This is a genomic window from Haloplanus salinarum (assembly GCF_009762275.1).
GTDB classification, from domain to species: domain Archaea; phylum Halobacteriota; class Halobacteria; order Halobacteriales; family Haloferacaceae; genus Haloplanus; species Haloplanus salinarum.
The window spans coordinates 2,096,020-2,112,960 of the sequence record NZ_CP034345.1; the positions used below are offsets into that span (position 1 = coordinate 2,096,020).

The window sequence follows — 16,941 nt, forward strand, 5'->3', positions numbered from 1 at the left end:
CCGTACCTCACGGTTATAAGTTGCTCCGGAAATATGCACCATACACATGACCGACGGCTTTCACACCCGAAGCCTCCACGCCGGGCAGGAGCCGGACCCGGCGACGGGTGCCCGTGCGCCGCCCATCTACCAGACCACGTCGTACGTCTTCGACGACGCCGACGACGCGGCGGAGCGGTTCAGCCTGGACGTCGAGGACAACATCTACTCGCGGTTCTCGAACCCGACGACCCGGACCCTCGAACGGCGACTGGCCGCGTTGTCGGGGGGAACCGACGCCGTCGCCACCACCGCGGGTATGGCCGCGCTGGACGCCGCCACGAGCATCCTCGCCGAGGCCGGCGACAACGTCGTCGCCGCCTCCGACATGTACGGCGGGACCAGTACGTACTTCTCGAAGATGGCCACGCGTCGGGGGATCGAGTTCCGGACCGTCGACACCCTCGATTACGACGCCTACGCCGAGGCCGTCGACGACGACACCGCCTTCGTCCACGTCGAGACGCTGTCGAACCCGTCCCTGTTGACGCCGGACTTCGAGCGACTGGCCGAGGTGGCCCACGAGCGCCGGGCGCCGCTTTTCGTCGACAACACCTTCGCCACGCCGTACCTGTGTCGGCCGCTCGAACACGGCGCAGACATCGTCTGGGAGTCGACGACGAAGTGGATCCACGGCTCGGGAACCACGCTCGGTGGCGTCCTCGTCGACGGCGGTACCTTCCCCTGGGACCATCCCGAGGTCGACTACCCCGAACTCGCCGGGGAGAACCCGGCCTACGGCTTCGACTTCAGCGAGCGGTTCGGGGAACGGGCCTTCGCGGCCGCCGCGCGGTACCGCTCGCTCCGGAGCCTCGGCAACGGACAGTCGCCGTTCGACGCCTGGGTCACCCTCCAGGGGCTGGAGACGCTCCCCCTGCGGATGGATCGTCACTGCGAGAACGCCGCGGCCGTCGCCGAGTTCCTGGTCGACCACCCGGCGGTCGGGTGGGTGACCTATCCCGGCCTCGCGGACCACGAGACCCACGACGCGGCGAGCGAGTACCTCGACGGCGGCGGCGGCATGATCACCTTCGGCCTCGCGGACGGGTTCGAGGCCGCGAAGGACCTGTGTGAGACCGTCGAGATGGCGAGTTTCCTCGCCAACATCGGCGACGCGAAGACGCTGGTGATCCACCCCGCCTCCACCACCCACTCGCAGTTGAGCGAGGCGGAACAGCGCGCCGCGGGGGTCACGCCCGACATGATCCGCCTCTCGGTGGGCCTGGAGGACGTCGACGACATCGTCGCCGACCTGGAGCGTGGATTGCGATGACCTCCGTCGAGAGCGGGACGCGGAGCCTGGGCGAGTTCACCTTCGAGTGTGGCGAGTCCATCGACGACCTGCAGGTGGCATACGAGGCCTACGGCGACTTCGAGGCGACGGAGGAGGGGAGCAACGCCGTCCTGATCTGTCACGCGCTCACCGGGAGCCAGAACGTCGCCAGCGCCGGCTTGGCCGAGACGGCCGGGCAGGCGCGGGCGTGGTGGAACGACATCGTCGGGCCGGGGAAGGCCATCGACACCACCGAGTACTACGTCGTCTGTGCGAACGTCCCCGGCTCCTGTTACGGAAGTTCCGGCCCGCCGGCCGAGAACCCCGAGACGGGCGAGCCCTGGGGGACGGACTTCCCACCCGTGACGGTCGGCGACTGGACGCAGGCTCAGCGCCGTCTGCTCGACGACCTGGGCGTCGGCCGTCTGCACGCCGTCGTCGGCGGGAGCGCGGGGGGCATGAACGTCCTCGACTGGGCGGTGCAGTATCCCGACGACGTGGCACGGATCGTCCCCGTCGCGGCCGCCGCACGCCTCGACTCGCAGTGTCTCGCTCTCGATGCCATCGCCCGCCGGGCCATCACCACCGACGACGCCTGGCGGGGTGGGGACTACTACGGCGGCGAGCGGCCGACCGACGGCCTCGCGCTCGCCCGACAGATCGGCCACGTGATGTACCTCTCGAAGACGTCGATGCGCGAGAAGTTCGGCCGCCGGGCGGCCGGGCGGGACGCCGTCCGGTCGTTCCCCGCCGACCGCGCCGCCGCCTACTTCCCCTACCGCGAGGTGGAGTCCTACCTCGACTACCAGGCCGAGAAGTTCGTCGACCGCTTCGACCCCAACTCCTACCTCTATCTCACCCGGGCGATGGACGACTACGACCTCAGCGAGGGGTACGAGGGCGACGCCGACGCCCTGGGCGCCTTCGAGGGGGAGGCCCTGCTCATGTCCTTCACCGGCGACTGGCATTTCACCGTCGCGCAGTCGGAGTCGCTCGCCGAGGCCTGCCGGACGGCGGGCGTCCCCGTCGCCCACCACGTCGTCGAGTCGGACCACGGCCACGACGCCTTCCTCGTCGAACCCGAGAAGGTGGGGCCGCCGCTCCGGGACTTCCTCGCGGAGGGCCTCGACGGCCGCGCCATCCACGACACCGCGAGCGAGGACGACGGGGGCGAGGCCGAGGCGGACTTCGCGCCGGTCCACAACTCGCTGTTCAGCGGGTGAGGGCGCGGCCACCCGTCGACCCGGCCCGCTCCGAGGACACTCGACCGACGATCACGGGTGATCCGACGCCGTCTTCGGCACCCGACTAGCGGTGGGTCGAATCGGACGTCCGTCGTCTGTTCGTGTGGATTGTTATCATTCGCTTATTCCACAAACGTTAATGCAGGTAAGCAACTGGCATGTGACTGAAGATGACCGACAGGACCGTTCGACGACGGCGATTCGTCAAGGCAGCAGGCGCGGCAAGTATCGTTGGACTCGCCGGTTGCTCCGGTGGGGGCGGTGGCGACGGCGGCGATGGCGGTGGTGGCGACGGTGGCGATGGCGGTGGTGGCGACGGTGGCGATGGTGGTGGCGGCGACGGCGGTGGCGACTCGATCCTCGTCGGCACCCTCGCCCCGTTCAGCCAGGGGCTCGGCTGGGTCGGTCCGAACGCCGCCCGCGGCCGCGACGTCGCCCTCGCCGACATCAACGACGCCGGTGTCCTCGGGAGCGAGATCGAGATCAACGAACAGGACACGGAGACGACGCCGCAAGCGGCCGTCTCAGGGTTCAACACCCTCGACGAAGCCGGCGTCGTGGCCACGCTCGGCCCGTCGAGTACGGTGATCCCGAACCTGTTCCAGCCGGTCGCGGACGCCCAGTTGCCGATGCTCTCCGTCTCCGCGGGGACGACCCAACTGGACGACGTGGGTGGCCCCGACGACTACCTCTGGCGGACGGTCCCGAGCGACGCCATCGCCGGGCGCGCGCAGGGCCAGTACGCCCTCGACAACGACTACACCCAGATGGCGGTCGTGTACAAGGACGACAAGGGGTCCCAGAGCTTCTCGGCGGCGGTGGCGGACTACTTCACCGGCCAGGGCGGCGAGCAGGTCGCGGACGTGGCCCTCGCCATCAACTCCGACTCCTACCGCAGCGAGATGCAAGAGATCGCCGACTCCGGGGCGGACGTCATCTCCATGACCGCCGGCACCGAGGTGTCGGCGCTGTTCATGCGCAACTACATCGAGGCCGACCTCGACATCCCCATCTTCATCGGGAACGACGTCATCACGGCCGACTTCATCGAGCGCATCGGCCCCGACGTGATGGCGGAGGCACCGATCTTCGGGCAGGCTCCCGCGCCCGGCCCGGCGTACGACCAGTTCCAGCAGGCCCACCAGGACATGCACGGTCAGGCACCGGGCACCTTCGGTGCCGCCGGCTACGACGCGATGAACCTCATCGCGCTGGCGGCCCAGCGCGCCGGCGAGGCCACCCGGCAGGCCATCACGGACAACATCAACCCGGTGGCCCGCCCCGAGGGCACCGAGGTCACCACCTTCTCCGAAGGGAAGGAGGAACTCGAAGCCGGCAACGAGATCAACTACCAGGGCGCGTCGAACCCGCAGAACTTCGACGAGGACGGCGACCCCGTCGGACCGTTCTCCGTCCTCGAAGTCGAGGGCGGCGAGTGGACCGAGCTGACGACGTTCTCGACCGAGGAACTGACCGCTTGAGGCTCGTCTGTAACGTCCGCAGACGCACACCAACTCCCAATATTCAACACATGAACCACATCGAACCATGGCGCTTGTAGACCTACTGCTGGTCGTCGGCATCATCGCCGGCATCTACTCGCTGCTGGCGATCGGCATGAACATGCACTGGGGCGACACCGGGCTGTTGAACTTCGCACACGCGGCCTTCTTCGCGGTCGGCGCGTACACGTCCGCGATACTCACGACGCCGCCGGCGACCGGCAGCCTCGCGACGCGAGTCGTCGGGTTCGACTTCCCGATCATCGTCGGCCTCGTCGCGGGGACCGCCCTCGCCGGCGTCGTCGGCGTGTTGATCGCCCTCCCGAGCGTCCGGCTCGAGGGCGACTACCTGGCGATAGTGACGCTGAGTGCCGCGGAGCTCATCCGGCTGCTGATCCACAACGAGGCGTGGCTGACGACGGGGGCCCAGACGCTGAAGAACATCCCCCGCCCGCTCGACGGCGCGATCCCGGTCAGTTACGACCTCTTCTACTTCGTCCTCGTGTGGGCCATCGTCGCCGTCTGCTACCTGCTGTTCGAACGGCTCTCGTCCAGCCCGTTCGGCCGGGTGCTCCACGCGATCCGCGAGAACGACGACGTGCCCCTCGCACTCGGCAAGAACACCTACGTCTTCAAGCTGAAGTCGTTCGGCATCGGCGCGGCCATCGCCGGCCTCGCCGGCGGCCTCTGGGCGCACTACGTCTACGCCATCTCGTCGATCATGTTCCTGCCCAGCATCACATTCCTGATCTGGGCGGCCGTCATCATCGGCGGTGCCGGGAGCTACGGCGGCGCGATCCTCGGGGCCAGCGTCATCGTGGGACTCCGACAGATCACGCGGTTCATCCCCGGCGACGTGCCCTTCGGCGACCAACTCTCCTACATCCGACTGATGGTCGTCGGAGTGGTGTTGATTCTCGTCCTCTACTACCGGCCGGAGGGCCTGCTCGGCGACGCCGAGCGGTTGCAGGCCGGTACGTCGGAGTGATCATCGATGGTACTTGATCCACAACTCATCTGGAACGGACTGGTCGTCGGAAGCATCATCTCCGTCGCCGCGTTGGGGCTGACGCTCATCTTCGGCATCCTCAACTTCATCAACATCGCGTACGGCGACTACATGGCCGCCGGTGCGTACGTCGCCTGGGCGGTCAACGCACAGGTCGGACTGCCGATCGGCGTCGCCATCGTCGCCGGCATCCTCTTCATGTCCATCGGTTCGGTGGTCCTCGACAAACTCGTCTTCCAGCACTTCCGGACCCGGAGCCCGATCACGCTGCTCATCGTCTCGATCGGCGTGGCCTTCTTCATCCGGAACCTGCTGCGCGCCATCTGGGGGCCCAGCGGGCACTTCTACGAGCTCCCGATGGAGGCCAACCCCTCGTTCTTGGGGATCCGGTTCAGCGTCGAGCAGGTTGCGATCATCGTCGTGAGCCTGCTCCTGCTGCTCGGTGTCTACGTCATGCTCCGTCGGACCCGGATCGGCATCGCGATGCGCGCGGCGTCCGACGATCGGATGCTCTCGCGCATCCGCGGCGTCGACACGGAGAAACTCGTCCTGTACGTCTGGCTGATCGGCGGTGCCATTGCCGGCCTCAGCGGCATCATGCTCGGACTCGACGCACAGATCCGCCCGAACATGGGTTTCACCGCCCTGATCGCCATCTTCGCGGCGGTCATCCTGGGCGGTATCGGTGACCCCAAGGGTGCCGTCGCCGGTGGCTACTTCATCGGCCTCGCACAGGAAGTGAGCGTCGCCGTCATCCCCTCGGAGTACAAGTTCGGCGTCGGTCTCGTCGCACTGATCATCGGGCTGTTGACTCGTCCGGACGGCCTGTTCGGGGAGGCGACCCGATGACGCTCCTCGAAGCCGACGGCCTCCGGAAGACGTTCGGCGGCATCGTCGCCGTCGACGACGTCTCCTTCGAGGTGGAGCGCCAGGAAATCGTCGGCGTCATCGGTCCGAACGGTGCCGGCAAGTCCACCATGTTCAAACTGCTCGCGGGCTTCCACAAGCCCGACGAGGGGACCGTGACGTTCGACGGCGAGGACATCACCGACCTCGCGCCCAACGAGCGGACCCAGCGCGGTCTGGTGCGGACCTTCCAGATCGCACAGGAGCTCACCGGGATGCGGGTGATGGACAACATGCTGCTCGCGTCGCAGAACAACCCCGGAGAAAAGGTGCTCGCGGCGGCCGCGAACACCAGTAGCGTCCGCGAGTTCGAGGGGAATGCGCGTGACCGCGCCGAGGAGCTACTGAAATTCCTCGAACTCTGGGACCTGCGCGACGAGTACGCCGGCAACCTCTCGGGCGGCCAGCGGAAGTTGCTGGAACTCGGACGGGCGCTGATGGCCGACCCGGAGCTCCTGTTGCTCGACGAGCCGATGGCCGGCGTCAACCCCGACCTGACCGATCGCCTCCTCCAGCGCATCATGGACCTGCGCGACGAGCGCGACATGACGTTCCTCGTCGTCGAACACGACATCGAGGCGATCATGCGCATCTCCAACACCGTCATCGGGATGCACGACGGCGGAGTGCTCTCGAAGGGAACCCCGGAGGAAGTGCAGTCCGACGAGCGGATGCTCGAAGCGTACCTGGGAGGCGAAGTCTGATGTTACTCGAACTCGAGAACGTCGTCAGCGGCTACGGCGACGCGATCATCGTCCACGGCGTGGACATGGAGATGGCCGACGGCGAGATGGTTACGATCATCGGCCCGAACGGCGCGGGGAAGTCGACCCTGCTGAAGACCATCGTCGGCGTGGTCGAGGCGCGGGAAGGGTCGGTCGTCTTCGACGGCACCGACCTGGCCGGCAAGCCGCCGGAGGAAATCGTCGAATACGGCGTCTGTTACGTCCGCCAGAACGACAACATCTTCCCGAACCTCTCGGTCATGGAGAACCTGAAGATGGGAGCGTGGCCGGCCGAAGGCAAGGACTGGTTCGACTTCGACGAGCGACTCGAGGAGGTGTACGAGCAGTTCCCCGTCCTCGAGGAGCGCGCGGAGCAGCGAGCCGGCTCCCTCAGCGGCGGGCAACAGCAGATGGTCGCCATGGGAACCGCGATGATCCTCGATCCCGACCTGCTCGTCCTCGACGAGCCGTCGGCGGGGCTGGCCCCCCAACTCGTCGAGGAGATGTTCGAGAAGATCGTCGAGATCAACGACGCCGGCACGCCCATCCTGATGGTCGAGCAGAACGCCCGGGCGGCGCTCAAGCGCTCCGATCGCGGCATCGTCCTCGACATGGGAGAGAACCGATTCCAGGGGACCGGCGAGGAGTTGCTCGACAGCGACGAGGTGGCCGAACTCTACCTCGGCACCGACTGAGCCGAACGGCATCGCCCGCGCGACACCGCGGCTCCCGCGGACCGAGCCACGTTTCGTGGCGGCGTCGCAGACGCCGGCAGAGTCCGCTTCTGTCTGCCGGTTTTAACCCGTAGGGGGCGAACGGTTAACTATGCCAGACGAGGAACCCGGATTCCACACGCGAAGCCTCCACGCCGGCCAGTCACCCGACCCCTCGACGGGAGCGCGGGCGCCGCCAATCTACCAGACCACCTCCTACGTCTTCGACGACGCCGACGACGCCGCGGGGCAGTTCGCCCTGGAGAAGGAGGGACACATCTACTCGCGGCTGATGAACCCCACCGTCGGCACCCTCCAGGAGCGCCTGGCCTCGCTGGAGGGCGGCGTCGGCGCCGCCGCCACCGCCTCGGGGATGGCCTCGCTCGACCTCGCGACCTTCCTCCTCGCGGAGTCGGGCGACAACATCGTCACCGCGTCGGCGCTGTACGGCGGGACCTACACCTACCTCACCCACACCGTCGAGCGCCGGGGGATCACCACCCGCTTCGTCGACACCCTCGATTACGACGCCTACGCCGAGGCCATCGACGAGGACACCGCCTACGTCCACCTCGAAACCATCGGCAATCCCGCGCTCGTCACCCCCGACATCGAGCGCGTCGCCGACATCGCCCACGACCACGGGGTGCCGCTGCTCGTCGACAACACGTTCGCCACGCCGTACCTGTGCCGGCCGGTCGAACACGGCGCGGACCTGGTCTGGAACTCGACGACCAAGTGGCTCCACGGGTCGGGGTCGACCGTCGGCGGGGTCCTCGTCGACGGCGGCACCTTCGACTGGGGCGCGTACGCCGAGGACTACCCCGAAATCGGGCAGGACAACCCCGCATACCACGGCGTCAACTTCCACGAGACGTTCGCGCCCGCGGGCTTCACCTACGCCGCCATCGCCCGCGGCCTGCGTGACCTCGGCAACACCCAGTCGCCGTTCGACGCCTGGGTCACGCTCCAGAAACTGGAGTCGTTCCCGATGCGGATGGCCCGCCACTGCGAGAACGCGATGGCCGTCGCCGAACACCTGGCGGACCACCCCGACGTCGCGTGGGTGAACTACCCCGGACTGGAGTCCCACGAGACCCACGACGCGGCGAGCGAGTACCTCGACGGGGGCTACGGCGGCATGATCACCTTCGGCCTCGCGGACGGCTACGAGGCCGCGAAGGGCACGGTGAACAACGTGGAACTCGCGTCCCTGCTCGCGAACGTCGGCGACGCGAAGACGCTGGTGATCCACCCCGCCTCCACCACCCACCAGCAGTTGACCGACGAGGAGCAGGCGGCCGCGGGGGTCACGCCCGACATGGTCCGCCTCTCGGTGGGCCTCGAGGACGTGGAGGACATCGTCGCCGACCTGGATCGGGCCATCGACGCGGCGACGTGACGCGGTTACCCGAGGAGTCCCTGCTCCTCGAACACCCGCCCTAGCCGATCCATCGATGCCACCACCGTGTCGCAGGCGGGGCGGACGGCGGGTTTGGGGAGGAAGCCGACCGAGAGGCCGGCGACTTCGAGCATCGGGAGGTCGTTGGCGCCGTCGCCGACGGCGACGGTCCGCGACAGGGGGAGGTCGCGGTCGGCGGCGAGCGACTCCAGTGCCTCGTCTTTCGTCCCCTCGATCAGCGGCCCCTCGACGTCGCCGGTCAGGCGGCCCCCGCTCGCGGGCAGGCGGTTGGCGATCACGGTGTCGACGGCGACGCCCTCGCGGTCGAGCGCGCGTTCGACGCCGCCCTCGAACCCGCCGGTGAGGACGGCCGTGTGGTGGCCGGCGTCGTTCAGGCGGGCGATCAGGTCGGCCGCACCCGAGCGGAGGCGCACCCGGTCGAAGGCGTCGTCGGCGTCGTCGAGGGCGAGCCCCTCAAGCAGCGACGCCCGCTCGCGTAGGCTCTCGGCGTAGCTGAGTTCGTCGTTCATCGCCCGTTCGGTGATCGAAGCCATGCGGTCGTCGACGCCGCGCTGGGCCCCGAGCAGGACCGTCATCTCGGAGTCCGACAGCGTGCCGTCGAAGTCGAAGGCGACGAGTCGCATACCGACCCCTCGCCGGCCGGGGGTTTGAATCCCTCGCCACCCGTCGGGGCGGTCTGGTTCCGACCGTCGCCAGGGACGGACGACGCGTTTGGAAACGCTTAACAGCCGCCCTCGGATCGGTTCGAGTATGAAGGTACTCGTCACGGATCCGATCGCCGACGCAGGGCTGACCCGCCTTCGCGACGCGGGCCACGAGGTGGAGACCGCGTACGACGTCGAGGGGGCGGCCCTGCTCGACGCCGTCGCGGACGCCAACGCGCTCGTGGTGCGGTCGGGGACGGACGTGACCGAAGCGGTGTTCGAGGCTGCCCCGGATCTGGTCATCGTCGGCCGGGCGGGGATCGGCGTCGACAACATCGACATCGACGCCGCGACCGACCACGGCGTCATCGTCGCCAACGCCCCCGAGGGGAACGTCCGCGCGGCCGCGGAACACACGGTCGCCATGACCTTCGCGACCGCCCGCTCCATCCCGCAGGCCCACGCCCGCCTGCGGACCGGCGAGTGGGCGAAAGGCGACTACCTCGGGACGGAGCTCAACGCCAAGACCCTCGGGGTCGTCGGCCTCGGTCGCGTCGGACAGGAGGTGGCAAAGCGCCTGGGCTCGCTCGGGATGGACCTGGTCGCGTACGACCCCTACATCGGACAGGAGCGGGCCGACCAGCTCGGCGCCGAACTCGTCGAGTTCGAGGCGTGTCTGGAGCGCGCGGACTTCCTGACGGTCCACACGCCGCTGACCCCGGAGACCGAGGGGATGATCGCCGGGGACGAACTCGCCCTAATGGAGGGCGGCTACCTCGTCAACTGCGCGCGCGGCGGCGTCGTCGACGAGGACGCCCTCGCGGCGGCCGTCGAGGACGGCACGCTCGCCGGCGCCGCGGTCGACGTGTTCGCGGACGAACCCGTCTCGCCGGACAACCCGCTGCTCGCCGTCGACGACGTCGTCGTCACGCCCCACCTCGGGGCGTCGACGGAGGCCGCACAGGAACACGTCGCGACGAGCATCGCCGACCAGATCGTCGCGGCGTTCGCGGACGAACCGGTCGCGAACGCCCTGAACGCCCCCTCGATCGACGAGAGCGCGTTCCCCAGGGTCCAGCCGTACATCGAACTCGCGGAGACGGCCGGCAAGGTCGCCGCCCAGATGTTCGACGGTCGCATCTCGGAGGTCCGCGTGCGCTACGAGGGCGACATCGCCGACGAGGACGTCGAGTTCGTCACCGCGAGCGGGCTCAAGGGCGTCTTCGAACCCCTGGAGTGGCAGGTGAACGCGGTCAACGCGCCGAAGATCGCCGAGGAACGCGGCATCGAGGTGACCGAGGAGAAGACCCGCCAGAGCGAGGACTTCCAGAGCCTCGTCACCGTCACCGTCGGCGACGGCGACGACGAGATCGGCGTCTGTGGCACGCTCTTCACCGGCGACGACCCCCGGATCGTCCGCATCGACGGCTACCGGGTCGACGCCGTCCCCCACGGCCAGATGCTCGTGGTGCGTAACTACGACCGTCCCGGGGTCCTCGGCCTGATCGGGACCGTCCTCGGCGACAACGACGTCAACATCGCGGGGATGTTCAACGGCCGCGAGACCCTCGGCGGCGAGGCGATGACCGTCTACAACCTCGACTCGCCGGTGCCGAACGGCGCCGTCGGCGAGATTCAGGCCGACGAGCGCATCATCGAGGTGAAACAGATCACGCTCGGCGAGGACGAGGGCGGCGAAACCGGCACCGCGGACGACTAGCGGCCGAGGAAGCTGGTGAGCCGCTCGATGGCGCCGGCGTCGGCGGGGTCCGGATCGGGCGCGGGATCGGGATCGTCGGATTCCGCCGACGCGTCCCGGTGCCGATCGAGCAACCGCTCGTACTGCGCGACGATCCGCTCGTTCTCGCGGCGCTGTTTCTCGACCGCGGCGCGCAACGCCTCGTTTTCCCGCTCCAGTTCGGCGATGCGTGCCCGGGCGTCGGGGGCGGCGTCGTCGCGGTCGCGCGGGGACTCGGGCCCGTCGCGACCGCTACTGACCGTCCCGGTCGGGAGGCCGCTCGGTACCATGTGTGACATTTCCTCACACGCGATCAAAAACCCCCGTCAGACGGCCGTCCGACGGCGTCGAACGCGCAACGTATAGGTGTCCGGCGCCCCTGAATCCGTCCATGAGTGAGGACGACGACGCGTTTCGATCGACGGTCGCGGAGGGCTTCGAATCGCGATTCGACGCCGACGGCGAGACGGCCGAGGCGGCGGCGACGAAGGCGGCGGCCTTCCGGTCGGAGGTGGCCGAGGACCTGACCGCCGAGGCGTTGCTCGACGCCGTCGCCGACGCGGACGACTACGCGGACTTCGCCCACCGCTACGACCTGGCGATCGGCACCCTGGCGGCCGACCACGAGGACTGCACCGACTCGCGAGCCTACCGGCTCGCCGGGTTCGACGACCTGGCGGCCGACCCCGAAATCGGCGCCTGAGCGGGACTCCCGGGCCGCCGCGAGGCCGGACTGATCCGGTGTCGGCGACGGACCGAGTCAGTAGCCGCCACCGCCCTCGAAACACCGACCACACTTCGTCGCGCCGTGGTCCGAAACCGCCCGTTCGACGGTGATCCGCCGCAAGTGGTCGGACGCGAGGTGGTGGGTGACGCCACAGACCGTGTGGAGGTCCGTGCTGCCCAGTTCGTGCTTGTGGACCGTCTTGGTGTGTTCGTTCAATACCCCATTCGGCCGTGTGTAACGGCCCCACACACAAGAACCGGGCGTTAACTCCGGAAAATCACAACGGAACCGCGTCGGCCGGTCGCGTGGGCCCGCGGGTCGACGGGCCGACCGCCGCCTCACTCCGCGATGTGCTCCAGGACGGCCTCGGTGTCGTTCGGGACGGGTTCGGGGTCGTTGCCGGCCGTGAAGGCGGCGTCGGGATCCTTCAGCAGGTGGCCGGTGGTGAGACAGACCACCTGCTCGTCGTCGTCGACGACGCCCCGGTCGCGGAGTTTCCGCAGGCCGGCGATGGAGGCCGCGGAGGCGGGTTCGACGCCGACGCCCTCGCCGGCGAGCGCCCGCTGGGCGTCGGTGATCGCCTCGTCGGAGACGGCGACGGCGGTGCCGCCCGTCTCCCGGATCCCCGGCAGCGCCTTCGGCGCGTTCACCGGGTTGCCGATACGGATGGCGGTGGCGATGGTCTCGACCTCGGGCCAGCGGCGGATCCCGTCGTTGCCCTCCTCCACCGCCTCGACCATCGGCGCCGCGCCCTCGGCCTGGACGCCGGTGAGTTTCGGCACGTCCCCGGGGTCGATCGCCCCGCTCTGGACGAGTTCCCGGAAGCACTTGTAGAGCGCCGAGGTGTTGCCCGCGTTGCCGACCGGGAGGACGATCCGGTCCGGATACGTGCCGTGGTCCGCGTGGAATTCCTCTAAGATCTCCAGGCCGATGGTCTTCTGACCCTCCAGTCGGAAGGGGTTGAGCGAGTTGAGCAGGTACACCTCGCCGCGGGCCGCGAGGTCCTGGACGATGTCGAGACAGTCGTCGAAGTTGCCGTCGACCTCGAGGATGCGGGCGTCGTGGAGGGCGGCCTGGGCGATCTTGCCGGCGGCCACCTTGCCGGCGGGCAGGAGCACGAGCGTCGCCATCCCGCCGCGGGCGCCGTAAGCCGCGAGCGCGGCGCTCGTGTTGCCCGTCGAGGCACAGGCCAAGCGGCCGACGCCGAGTTCCTTCGCCACGCGGACGCCGACGGTCATGCCCCGATCCTTGAAGCTCCCCGTCGGGTTCATCCCCTCGTGTTTGATCCTGAGGCGCTCGACGCCCACCTCCTCCTCCAGCCGGGGGACGTGGTGGAGCGGCGTCGACCCCTCGGGGAGCGAGACGCCCTCCTCGAAGGGGAGCGCGGCCGCGTAGCGCCAGACGCCGTCGCCCGAGAAGTCCTCGAAGGTCGGCGGGTCGGCGTAGCGCACCTCTAGCAGGCCGTCGCAGTGATCGCAGGTGTACCGGATCGACGAGAAGGGGGCGAACGTCTCGCCACACTCGATGCAGGCGAGCCAGACGCCGTCGTCGGCGGTGGCCGGTGCCGCCGGGGCGGCCGCGGTCAGGTTCATGCTCATTGGCGGAAGGATGGACCCGCGGGGCAAAAACGGGACGGGTTCATTCCGCCTCCGTGCCGAAGCCGTCGATGGCGACGTGGACCTGTTCGACCCACTCGTCGAGGGTGCGGTGCATCAGCTCCTTCGCCTCCGGGAGCGGCGTCGCGGTGTACTGGTAGACGTACCCTCCCGGATCGAGCAGGCGGCGCTCCCGCTCGACGAGGCCCTTCTCCAGTAGGGTCGTCAGCGATCGGTTGACGTTGCTCCGGTCGCGGTCGAGCTCCTCCGCGAGCTCCGCCACGGTGCTCCCGGGGTTGTCGAGGAGCGTCAGGTACGTCCGGCTCTCGTGGGTCTGGATGCCGAAGACACAGGAGAGAACGTGCTGGAAGGTCGGTTCCTCGACGCCGACGAGTTCGTCGATGTCGGGCGCGTCGGCCATACCTCACGTTCAGCACGCGTGACGTTAAAACTGCGGCAGCGGGATCGGGCGGCGCTCCGGCCGCGGTCCGTCAGTCCCGGCCGTACCCCATCCGCTCGATGCAGGTCCGCATCTCGTCGGCCGAGTCGTGTTTGTGAAGCGTGGTCGGGGTGTCGCAGTAGTAGGTGGTACCGTCGTGCCGGAGCGTCACCTCGTGGACGCCGCCGAGCATTTCGAGGCGAACGACGACACGCTGGCCGTCCTCCAGCGCGTCGATGATCTCGGCGGCCGTCAGCTCGCCGGCGTCGATCGTGAGCGTGGACATGGGTACACGTGACGGGGCCACGCCTAAAACTCCCGCCGAGGCGCCGGTCAGTACCCCGAGAGGTGGAACTCGCCGAGCGCGGTGAACGTCGAGATGCCGGAGGGATGGGGAACCTCGTGGATCGGCGCCTCCAGAACGAGCCACGCGACGACCGGTCGTCCCTGGATGCGCTCGCCGTCGACGTACTGTGCCGGGTGGTAGAAGTCGAGCTCCGTCTCGGCGTCGAGCACCCGCGTCGCCTCCCCGATCTCGTCCTCGTCCGGTCTGACGATCACCATCTCTTTGTAGTCGTCGAGCGGGATGTCGATGGACTGGGAGAACGTCCGGTGGGAGAACCGGACGATGGTGCGGTCGTCGCCCTCGACGTACACCTCCTCCTCGGGCTGTTGCCACTCGTCGCCGTCGAAGACGTGGGTCTCGACGCCGTCGGCGCCGCCGGGCGCGGGGCGGAACGCCCAGAAGGAGAGGTAATACTGGACGGGGCCCTCGTGGTCGCGGCGGTCCGGATCGAACAGGTACTCCGTGATGTAACCCGGCCCCTGGCGTTGCCAGGAGGGCATGAACACTCCGTCCTCGTAGAAGTCGAAGTTGATGTAGTAGTTGTACGGACCGAACCGGTGGCCGGAGTGGAAGTCCCTGGCGTTGGGAAGGGCGCCAGTGTGGAAGTGGGTCCGGAGCCGGAAGCCCTCGGGGTGGTCCCCGGTTTCGGGGTGGTCGGTGGTCCCCAGGACGCCCGGCCCGCCGAAGGTCGGGCTGTGGATGTCCCAGTAGAGGAGGTTGCCGCTGAAGACGGGCGAATCGTCCGGGAAGAACCACTCCCGGGTGTTGCGGCCGTCGCGCTCGGGGAGGTCGTAGCCGGTGGGCGTCGCGACCGCCGCGAGATCCTCGAAGACCGGCGTCCCGTCGTAGCTGGCGTCGACGACGGCCCCCTCCGTCTGCGGGGGTTGCCAGGTGATCTCCCAACTCGACTGCTCGATGGTGCTCGGTGGCGTCTCGATGTTGTGAAAGCCCTCTGGCCCGGTGATCTGCGGACGCTGGGCCATCGGCGGCACGGGCAGGGAGCCGAGCGCCGTCTCGCCCGTCGGTTCGGTGGCCCGCGCCATCTCCATCGGCGACGTCCTGACGAACCGGTCGACCCGCGTCACGTCGAGGAGTTCGAACTCCTCGCCGGAGACGTCGACGAACGTGCTCAGAAGCGAGAGACCGCCGTCCTCGTTTTTGAAGTAGTAGGCGATGGGCGTCACCTCGCCGTGGGGGTAGTCGTCGTAGGCAGTGATGACCTCCGCGACTTTCACGAAGGGATACCACACCCGGCCGTCGAGATGTTGCCAGACCTCGTCGTGCCCGAGGACGAACTCGTGGCGCCGTCGCCGCGAGGGCTGGTCGTACCCTCGCTCCCACTCGACGTCCATCGGGTCCGTGATTTCGAGACCGACCAGTTCGTCGGTCGTCCGGTCGACCAGGCCGTACGCGACCTGTCGACCCACCGCGGTCACGTCGAACGTGCCGCTCTCCCGGCTCCCGTCGACCTGCAGATCCGTCGTCCCCTGGATGCTGACGGCGTCGAGCCCGTTCGTGAGCGGGTCGTACGCCTCGAAGGAGGCGATCCAGTCGCTCGCGAGGTCGTTGACCGCCGGGTCGCCGAGCAACGTCTCGACCGACTGGCGCTTGCGGTAGGCCCACAGGGTGTGGTAGTTCTCCGCGCCCACGTCCCGTGGCCCGACCCGGCGGGCGCTCGTGATCCGCTCGCCGGGCTCCGGTGTGCCCTCCTGTGCCGCCACGCCGGTGACCGCCTCGCCGGCGCCGAGGGCCGCGCTCCCCGTGCCGAGCATGACACCGCCGAGGGACGCCAGGAACCGCCGGCGTCCCCCGTCGAACCACCGTTCCGTTTCCTCGTTCGACATATGTCTGCAGAAACACACGTTCATGCGCAGTATATATCTTTGTATTAATATCTTCATATTCGGTAGATAAATAACCATTCATTCGCTTTTGCTAGATATATTACTATGAACGAAAGTTTTTGACCGAACGACTTAACACGACGTCGTCGAAACGTCGGCACGATGAGACGCGAACGACGGCGATTCGTCCGAGCGCTCGGTACCGCCGTCGGCCTCGTCGCCCTAGCGGGCTGTTCGGGGGACGGCACCGGAGCGGATGGAACGTCGACGCCGACGGAGACGGCGACCGACACCTCGACGCCGACCGGAACACCCACGCCGGCGGCGACGACGGCCGCGGCCGACAGCCCGACGCCGACCGGAACGGCGCCGAACGCGGGAGGGGGAAGCCGGATCGACGACTACCTCGCGGGGACGAGCAACTACGACGGGACGGTCGTCGACCGGACCGGTCGGGACGAGGTGACCGTCGCCGTGGGCGCCGAGGGGAACGGCGGCGGATTCGCCTTCGGCCCGGCCGCCGTCCGCGTCGACGTGGGAGCGACGGTCGTCTGGGAGTGGACGGGGAGCGGCGGCCTCCACAACGTCGTGGCGGAGAACGGCGACTTCGACAGCGGGGACCCGGTGTCGGGTGACTCGCCGACGTTCGAGTACACCGTCCCGGAGGCGGGAACGTGGCGCTACCACTGTACGCCCCACCGAGCCCTGGGGATGAAAGGCGTCATCGTGGCGCGCTGAGACGGCGGAAGCGGGGGCGACGCGACGCACCCGCCG

General features: G+C 68.6%; 18 protein-coding genes. 11 read left to right on the forward strand and 7 right to left on the reverse strand.

The genetic code is table 11. The annotated features are described in order from the left end of the window. Positions 1 to 46: 46 nt before the first annotated feature. The 8 genes from EI982_RS12140 (at position 47) to EI982_RS12175 (ending at position 8,813) form a co-directional block, all read left to right on the forward strand. Positions 47 to 1,312, forward strand: a complete 1,266-nt coding sequence (locus EI982_RS12140) for an O-acetylhomoserine aminocarboxypropyltransferase/cysteine synthase family protein (RefSeq protein WP_157689948.1) — start codon at positions 47 to 49, stop codon at positions 1,310 to 1,312. Further along, complete coding sequence (gene metX, locus EI982_RS12145) at positions 1,309 to 2,535, forward strand: homoserine O-acetyltransferase MetX (protein ID WP_157689949.1); 1,227 nt, start codon at positions 1,309 to 1,311, stop codon at positions 2,533 to 2,535. The genes EI982_RS12140 and metX overlap by 4 nt, the downstream gene beginning before the upstream one ends. A 191-nt stretch (positions 2,536 to 2,726) precedes the next feature. Next, positions 2,727 to 4,037: an ABC transporter substrate-binding protein gene (locus EI982_RS12150; protein ID WP_157689950.1), complete on the forward strand. Its 1,311-nt coding sequence runs from the start codon at positions 2,727 to 2,729 to the stop codon at positions 4,035 to 4,037. 67 nt (positions 4,038 to 4,104) lie between these two features. Then, positions 4,105 to 5,046, forward strand: a complete 942-nt coding sequence (locus EI982_RS12155) for a branched-chain amino acid ABC transporter permease (RefSeq protein ID WP_157689951.1) — start codon at positions 4,105 to 4,107, stop codon at positions 5,044 to 5,046. Between the two features lie 6 nt (positions 5,047 to 5,052). Next, positions 5,053 to 5,916 carry a branched-chain amino acid ABC transporter permease gene (locus tag EI982_RS12160; protein ID WP_157689952.1) on the forward strand — a complete coding sequence of 288 codons (864 nt, stop codon included), beginning with the start codon at positions 5,053 to 5,055 and terminating at the stop codon, positions 5,914 to 5,916. Continuing rightward, positions 5,913 to 6,677, forward strand: coding sequence for an ABC transporter ATP-binding protein (locus tag EI982_RS12165; RefSeq protein WP_157689953.1), 765 nt, complete (start codon positions 5,913 to 5,915; stop codon positions 6,675 to 6,677). The genes EI982_RS12160 and EI982_RS12165 overlap by 4 nt, the downstream gene beginning before the upstream one ends. After that, positions 6,674 to 7,393: an ABC transporter ATP-binding protein gene (locus EI982_RS12170; protein ID WP_157691180.1), complete on the forward strand. Its 720-nt coding sequence runs from the start codon at positions 6,674 to 6,676 to the stop codon at positions 7,391 to 7,393. The genes EI982_RS12165 and EI982_RS12170 overlap by 4 nt, the downstream gene beginning before the upstream one ends. 130 nt (positions 7,394 to 7,523) lie before the next feature. Then, complete coding sequence (locus tag EI982_RS12175) at positions 7,524 to 8,813, forward strand: O-acetylhomoserine aminocarboxypropyltransferase/cysteine synthase family protein (RefSeq protein ID WP_157689954.1); 1,290 nt, start codon at positions 7,524 to 7,526, stop codon at positions 8,811 to 8,813. Positions 8,814 to 8,818: 5 nt separating this feature from the next. Here EI982_RS12175 and serB read toward each other — a convergent pair whose 3' ends face one another. Next, positions 8,819 to 9,457: a phosphoserine phosphatase SerB gene (gene serB / locus EI982_RS12180; RefSeq protein WP_157689955.1), complete on the reverse strand. Its 639-nt coding sequence runs from the start codon at positions 9,455 to 9,457 to the stop codon at positions 8,819 to 8,821. A gap of 127 nt (positions 9,458 to 9,584) precedes the next feature. Between serB and serA the strand changes: the two genes are divergently transcribed. Next, entirely contained in the window at positions 9,585 to 11,198 is a 1,614-nt protein-coding gene (serA, locus tag EI982_RS12185) for a phosphoglycerate dehydrogenase (protein WP_157689956.1), read from the forward strand. Here the strand turns inward: serA and EI982_RS12190 are convergent. After that, a complete protein-coding gene (locus tag EI982_RS12190) occupies positions 11,195 to 11,506 on the reverse strand; it encodes a hypothetical protein (protein ID WP_157689957.1) in 312 nt (103 codons plus the stop codon). The two genes, serA and EI982_RS12190, sit on opposite strands and share 4 nt — an antisense overlap. Positions 11,507 to 11,607: 101 nt before the next feature. Here EI982_RS12190 and EI982_RS12195 point away from each other — a divergent pair, with 101 nt between their 5' ends. Then, complete coding sequence (locus EI982_RS12195; RefSeq protein WP_157689958.1) at positions 11,608 to 11,919, forward strand: hypothetical protein; 312 nt, start codon at positions 11,608 to 11,610, stop codon at positions 11,917 to 11,919. Positions 11,920 to 11,976: 57 nt separating this feature from the next. On the opposite strand, the gene EI982_RS12200 is transcribed toward EI982_RS12195, so the two are convergent. The 5 genes from EI982_RS12200 to EI982_RS12220 form a co-directional block, all read right to left on the reverse strand. Then, positions 11,977 to 12,159 (reverse strand): hypothetical protein, encoded by a 183-nt coding sequence (locus EI982_RS12200; RefSeq protein ID WP_199243611.1) that lies wholly within the window; start codon positions 12,157 to 12,159, stop codon positions 11,977 to 11,979. A gap of 122 nt (positions 12,160 to 12,281) precedes the next feature. Beyond that, positions 12,282 to 13,541: a threonine synthase gene (gene thrC, locus EI982_RS12205; protein ID WP_157689960.1), complete on the reverse strand. Its 1,260-nt coding sequence runs from the start codon at positions 13,539 to 13,541 to the stop codon at positions 12,282 to 12,284. A 40-nt stretch (positions 13,542 to 13,581) separates the two neighbouring features. Continuing rightward, positions 13,582 to 13,959 (reverse strand): helix-turn-helix domain-containing protein, encoded by a 378-nt coding sequence (locus EI982_RS12210; protein ID WP_157689961.1) that lies wholly within the window; start codon positions 13,957 to 13,959, stop codon positions 13,582 to 13,584. A gap of 70 nt (positions 13,960 to 14,029) precedes the next feature. After that, positions 14,030 to 14,263: a DUF8001 family protein gene (locus EI982_RS12215; protein ID WP_157689962.1), complete on the reverse strand. Its 234-nt coding sequence runs from the start codon at positions 14,261 to 14,263 to the stop codon at positions 14,030 to 14,032. A gap of 47 nt (positions 14,264 to 14,310) precedes the next feature. After that, on the reverse strand, positions 14,311 to 16,167 hold the full coding sequence (locus EI982_RS12220; RefSeq protein WP_157689963.1) for a hypothetical protein: 1,857 nt from the start codon (positions 16,165 to 16,167) through the stop codon (positions 14,311 to 14,313). A 162-nt stretch (positions 16,168 to 16,329) separates the two neighbouring features. Between EI982_RS12220 and EI982_RS12225 the strand changes: the two genes are divergently transcribed. After that, positions 16,330 to 16,905, forward strand: coding sequence for a halocyanin domain-containing protein (locus EI982_RS12225; protein WP_157689964.1), 576 nt, complete (start codon positions 16,330 to 16,332; stop codon positions 16,903 to 16,905). Positions 16,906 to 16,941: the final 36 nt, after the last annotated feature.

Coding starts and splice junctions, on each gene's coding strand:
- EI982_RS12140 (WP_157689948.1), top strand. CDS start 47: ATGACCGACGGCTTTCACACCCGAAGCCTCCACGCCGGGCAGGAGCCG.
- metX (WP_157689949.1), top strand. CDS start 1,309: ATGACCTCCGTCGAGAGCGGGACGCGGAGCCTGGGCGAGTTCACCTTC.
- EI982_RS12150 (WP_157689950.1), top strand. CDS start 2,727: ATGACCGACAGGACCGTTCGACGACGGCGATTCGTCAAGGCAGCAGGC.
- EI982_RS12155 (WP_157689951.1), top strand. CDS start 4,105: ATGGCGCTTGTAGACCTACTGCTGGTCGTCGGCATCATCGCCGGCATC.
- EI982_RS12160 (WP_157689952.1), top strand. CDS start 5,053: ATGGTACTTGATCCACAACTCATCTGGAACGGACTGGTCGTCGGAAGC.
- EI982_RS12165 (WP_157689953.1), top strand. CDS start 5,913: ATGACGCTCCTCGAAGCCGACGGCCTCCGGAAGACGTTCGGCGGCATC.
- EI982_RS12175 (WP_157689954.1), top strand. CDS start 7,524: ATGCCAGACGAGGAACCCGGATTCCACACGCGAAGCCTCCACGCCGGC.
- serB (WP_157689955.1), bottom strand. CDS start 9,457: ATGCGACTCGTCGCCTTCGACTTCGACGGCACGCTGTCGGACTCCGAG.
- serA (WP_157689956.1), top strand. CDS start 9,585: ATGAAGGTACTCGTCACGGATCCGATCGCCGACGCAGGGCTGACCCGC.
- EI982_RS12190 (WP_157689957.1), bottom strand. CDS start 11,506: ATGGTACCGAGCGGCCTCCCGACCGGGACGGTCAGTAGCGGTCGCGAC.
- EI982_RS12195 (WP_157689958.1), top strand. CDS start 11,608: ATGAGTGAGGACGACGACGCGTTTCGATCGACGGTCGCGGAGGGCTTC.
- thrC (WP_157689960.1), bottom strand. CDS start 13,541: ATGAGCATGAACCTGACCGCGGCCGCCCCGGCGGCACCGGCCACCGCC.
- EI982_RS12210 (WP_157689961.1), bottom strand. CDS start 13,959: ATGGCCGACGCGCCCGACATCGACGAACTCGTCGGCGTCGAGGAACCG.
- EI982_RS12215 (WP_157689962.1), bottom strand. CDS start 14,263: ATGTCCACGCTCACGATCGACGCCGGCGAGCTGACGGCCGCCGAGATC.
- EI982_RS12220 (WP_157689963.1), bottom strand. CDS start 16,167: ATGTCGAACGAGGAAACGGAACGGTGGTTCGACGGGGGACGCCGGCGG.
- EI982_RS12225 (WP_157689964.1), top strand. CDS start 16,330: ATGAGACGCGAACGACGGCGATTCGTCCGAGCGCTCGGTACCGCCGTC.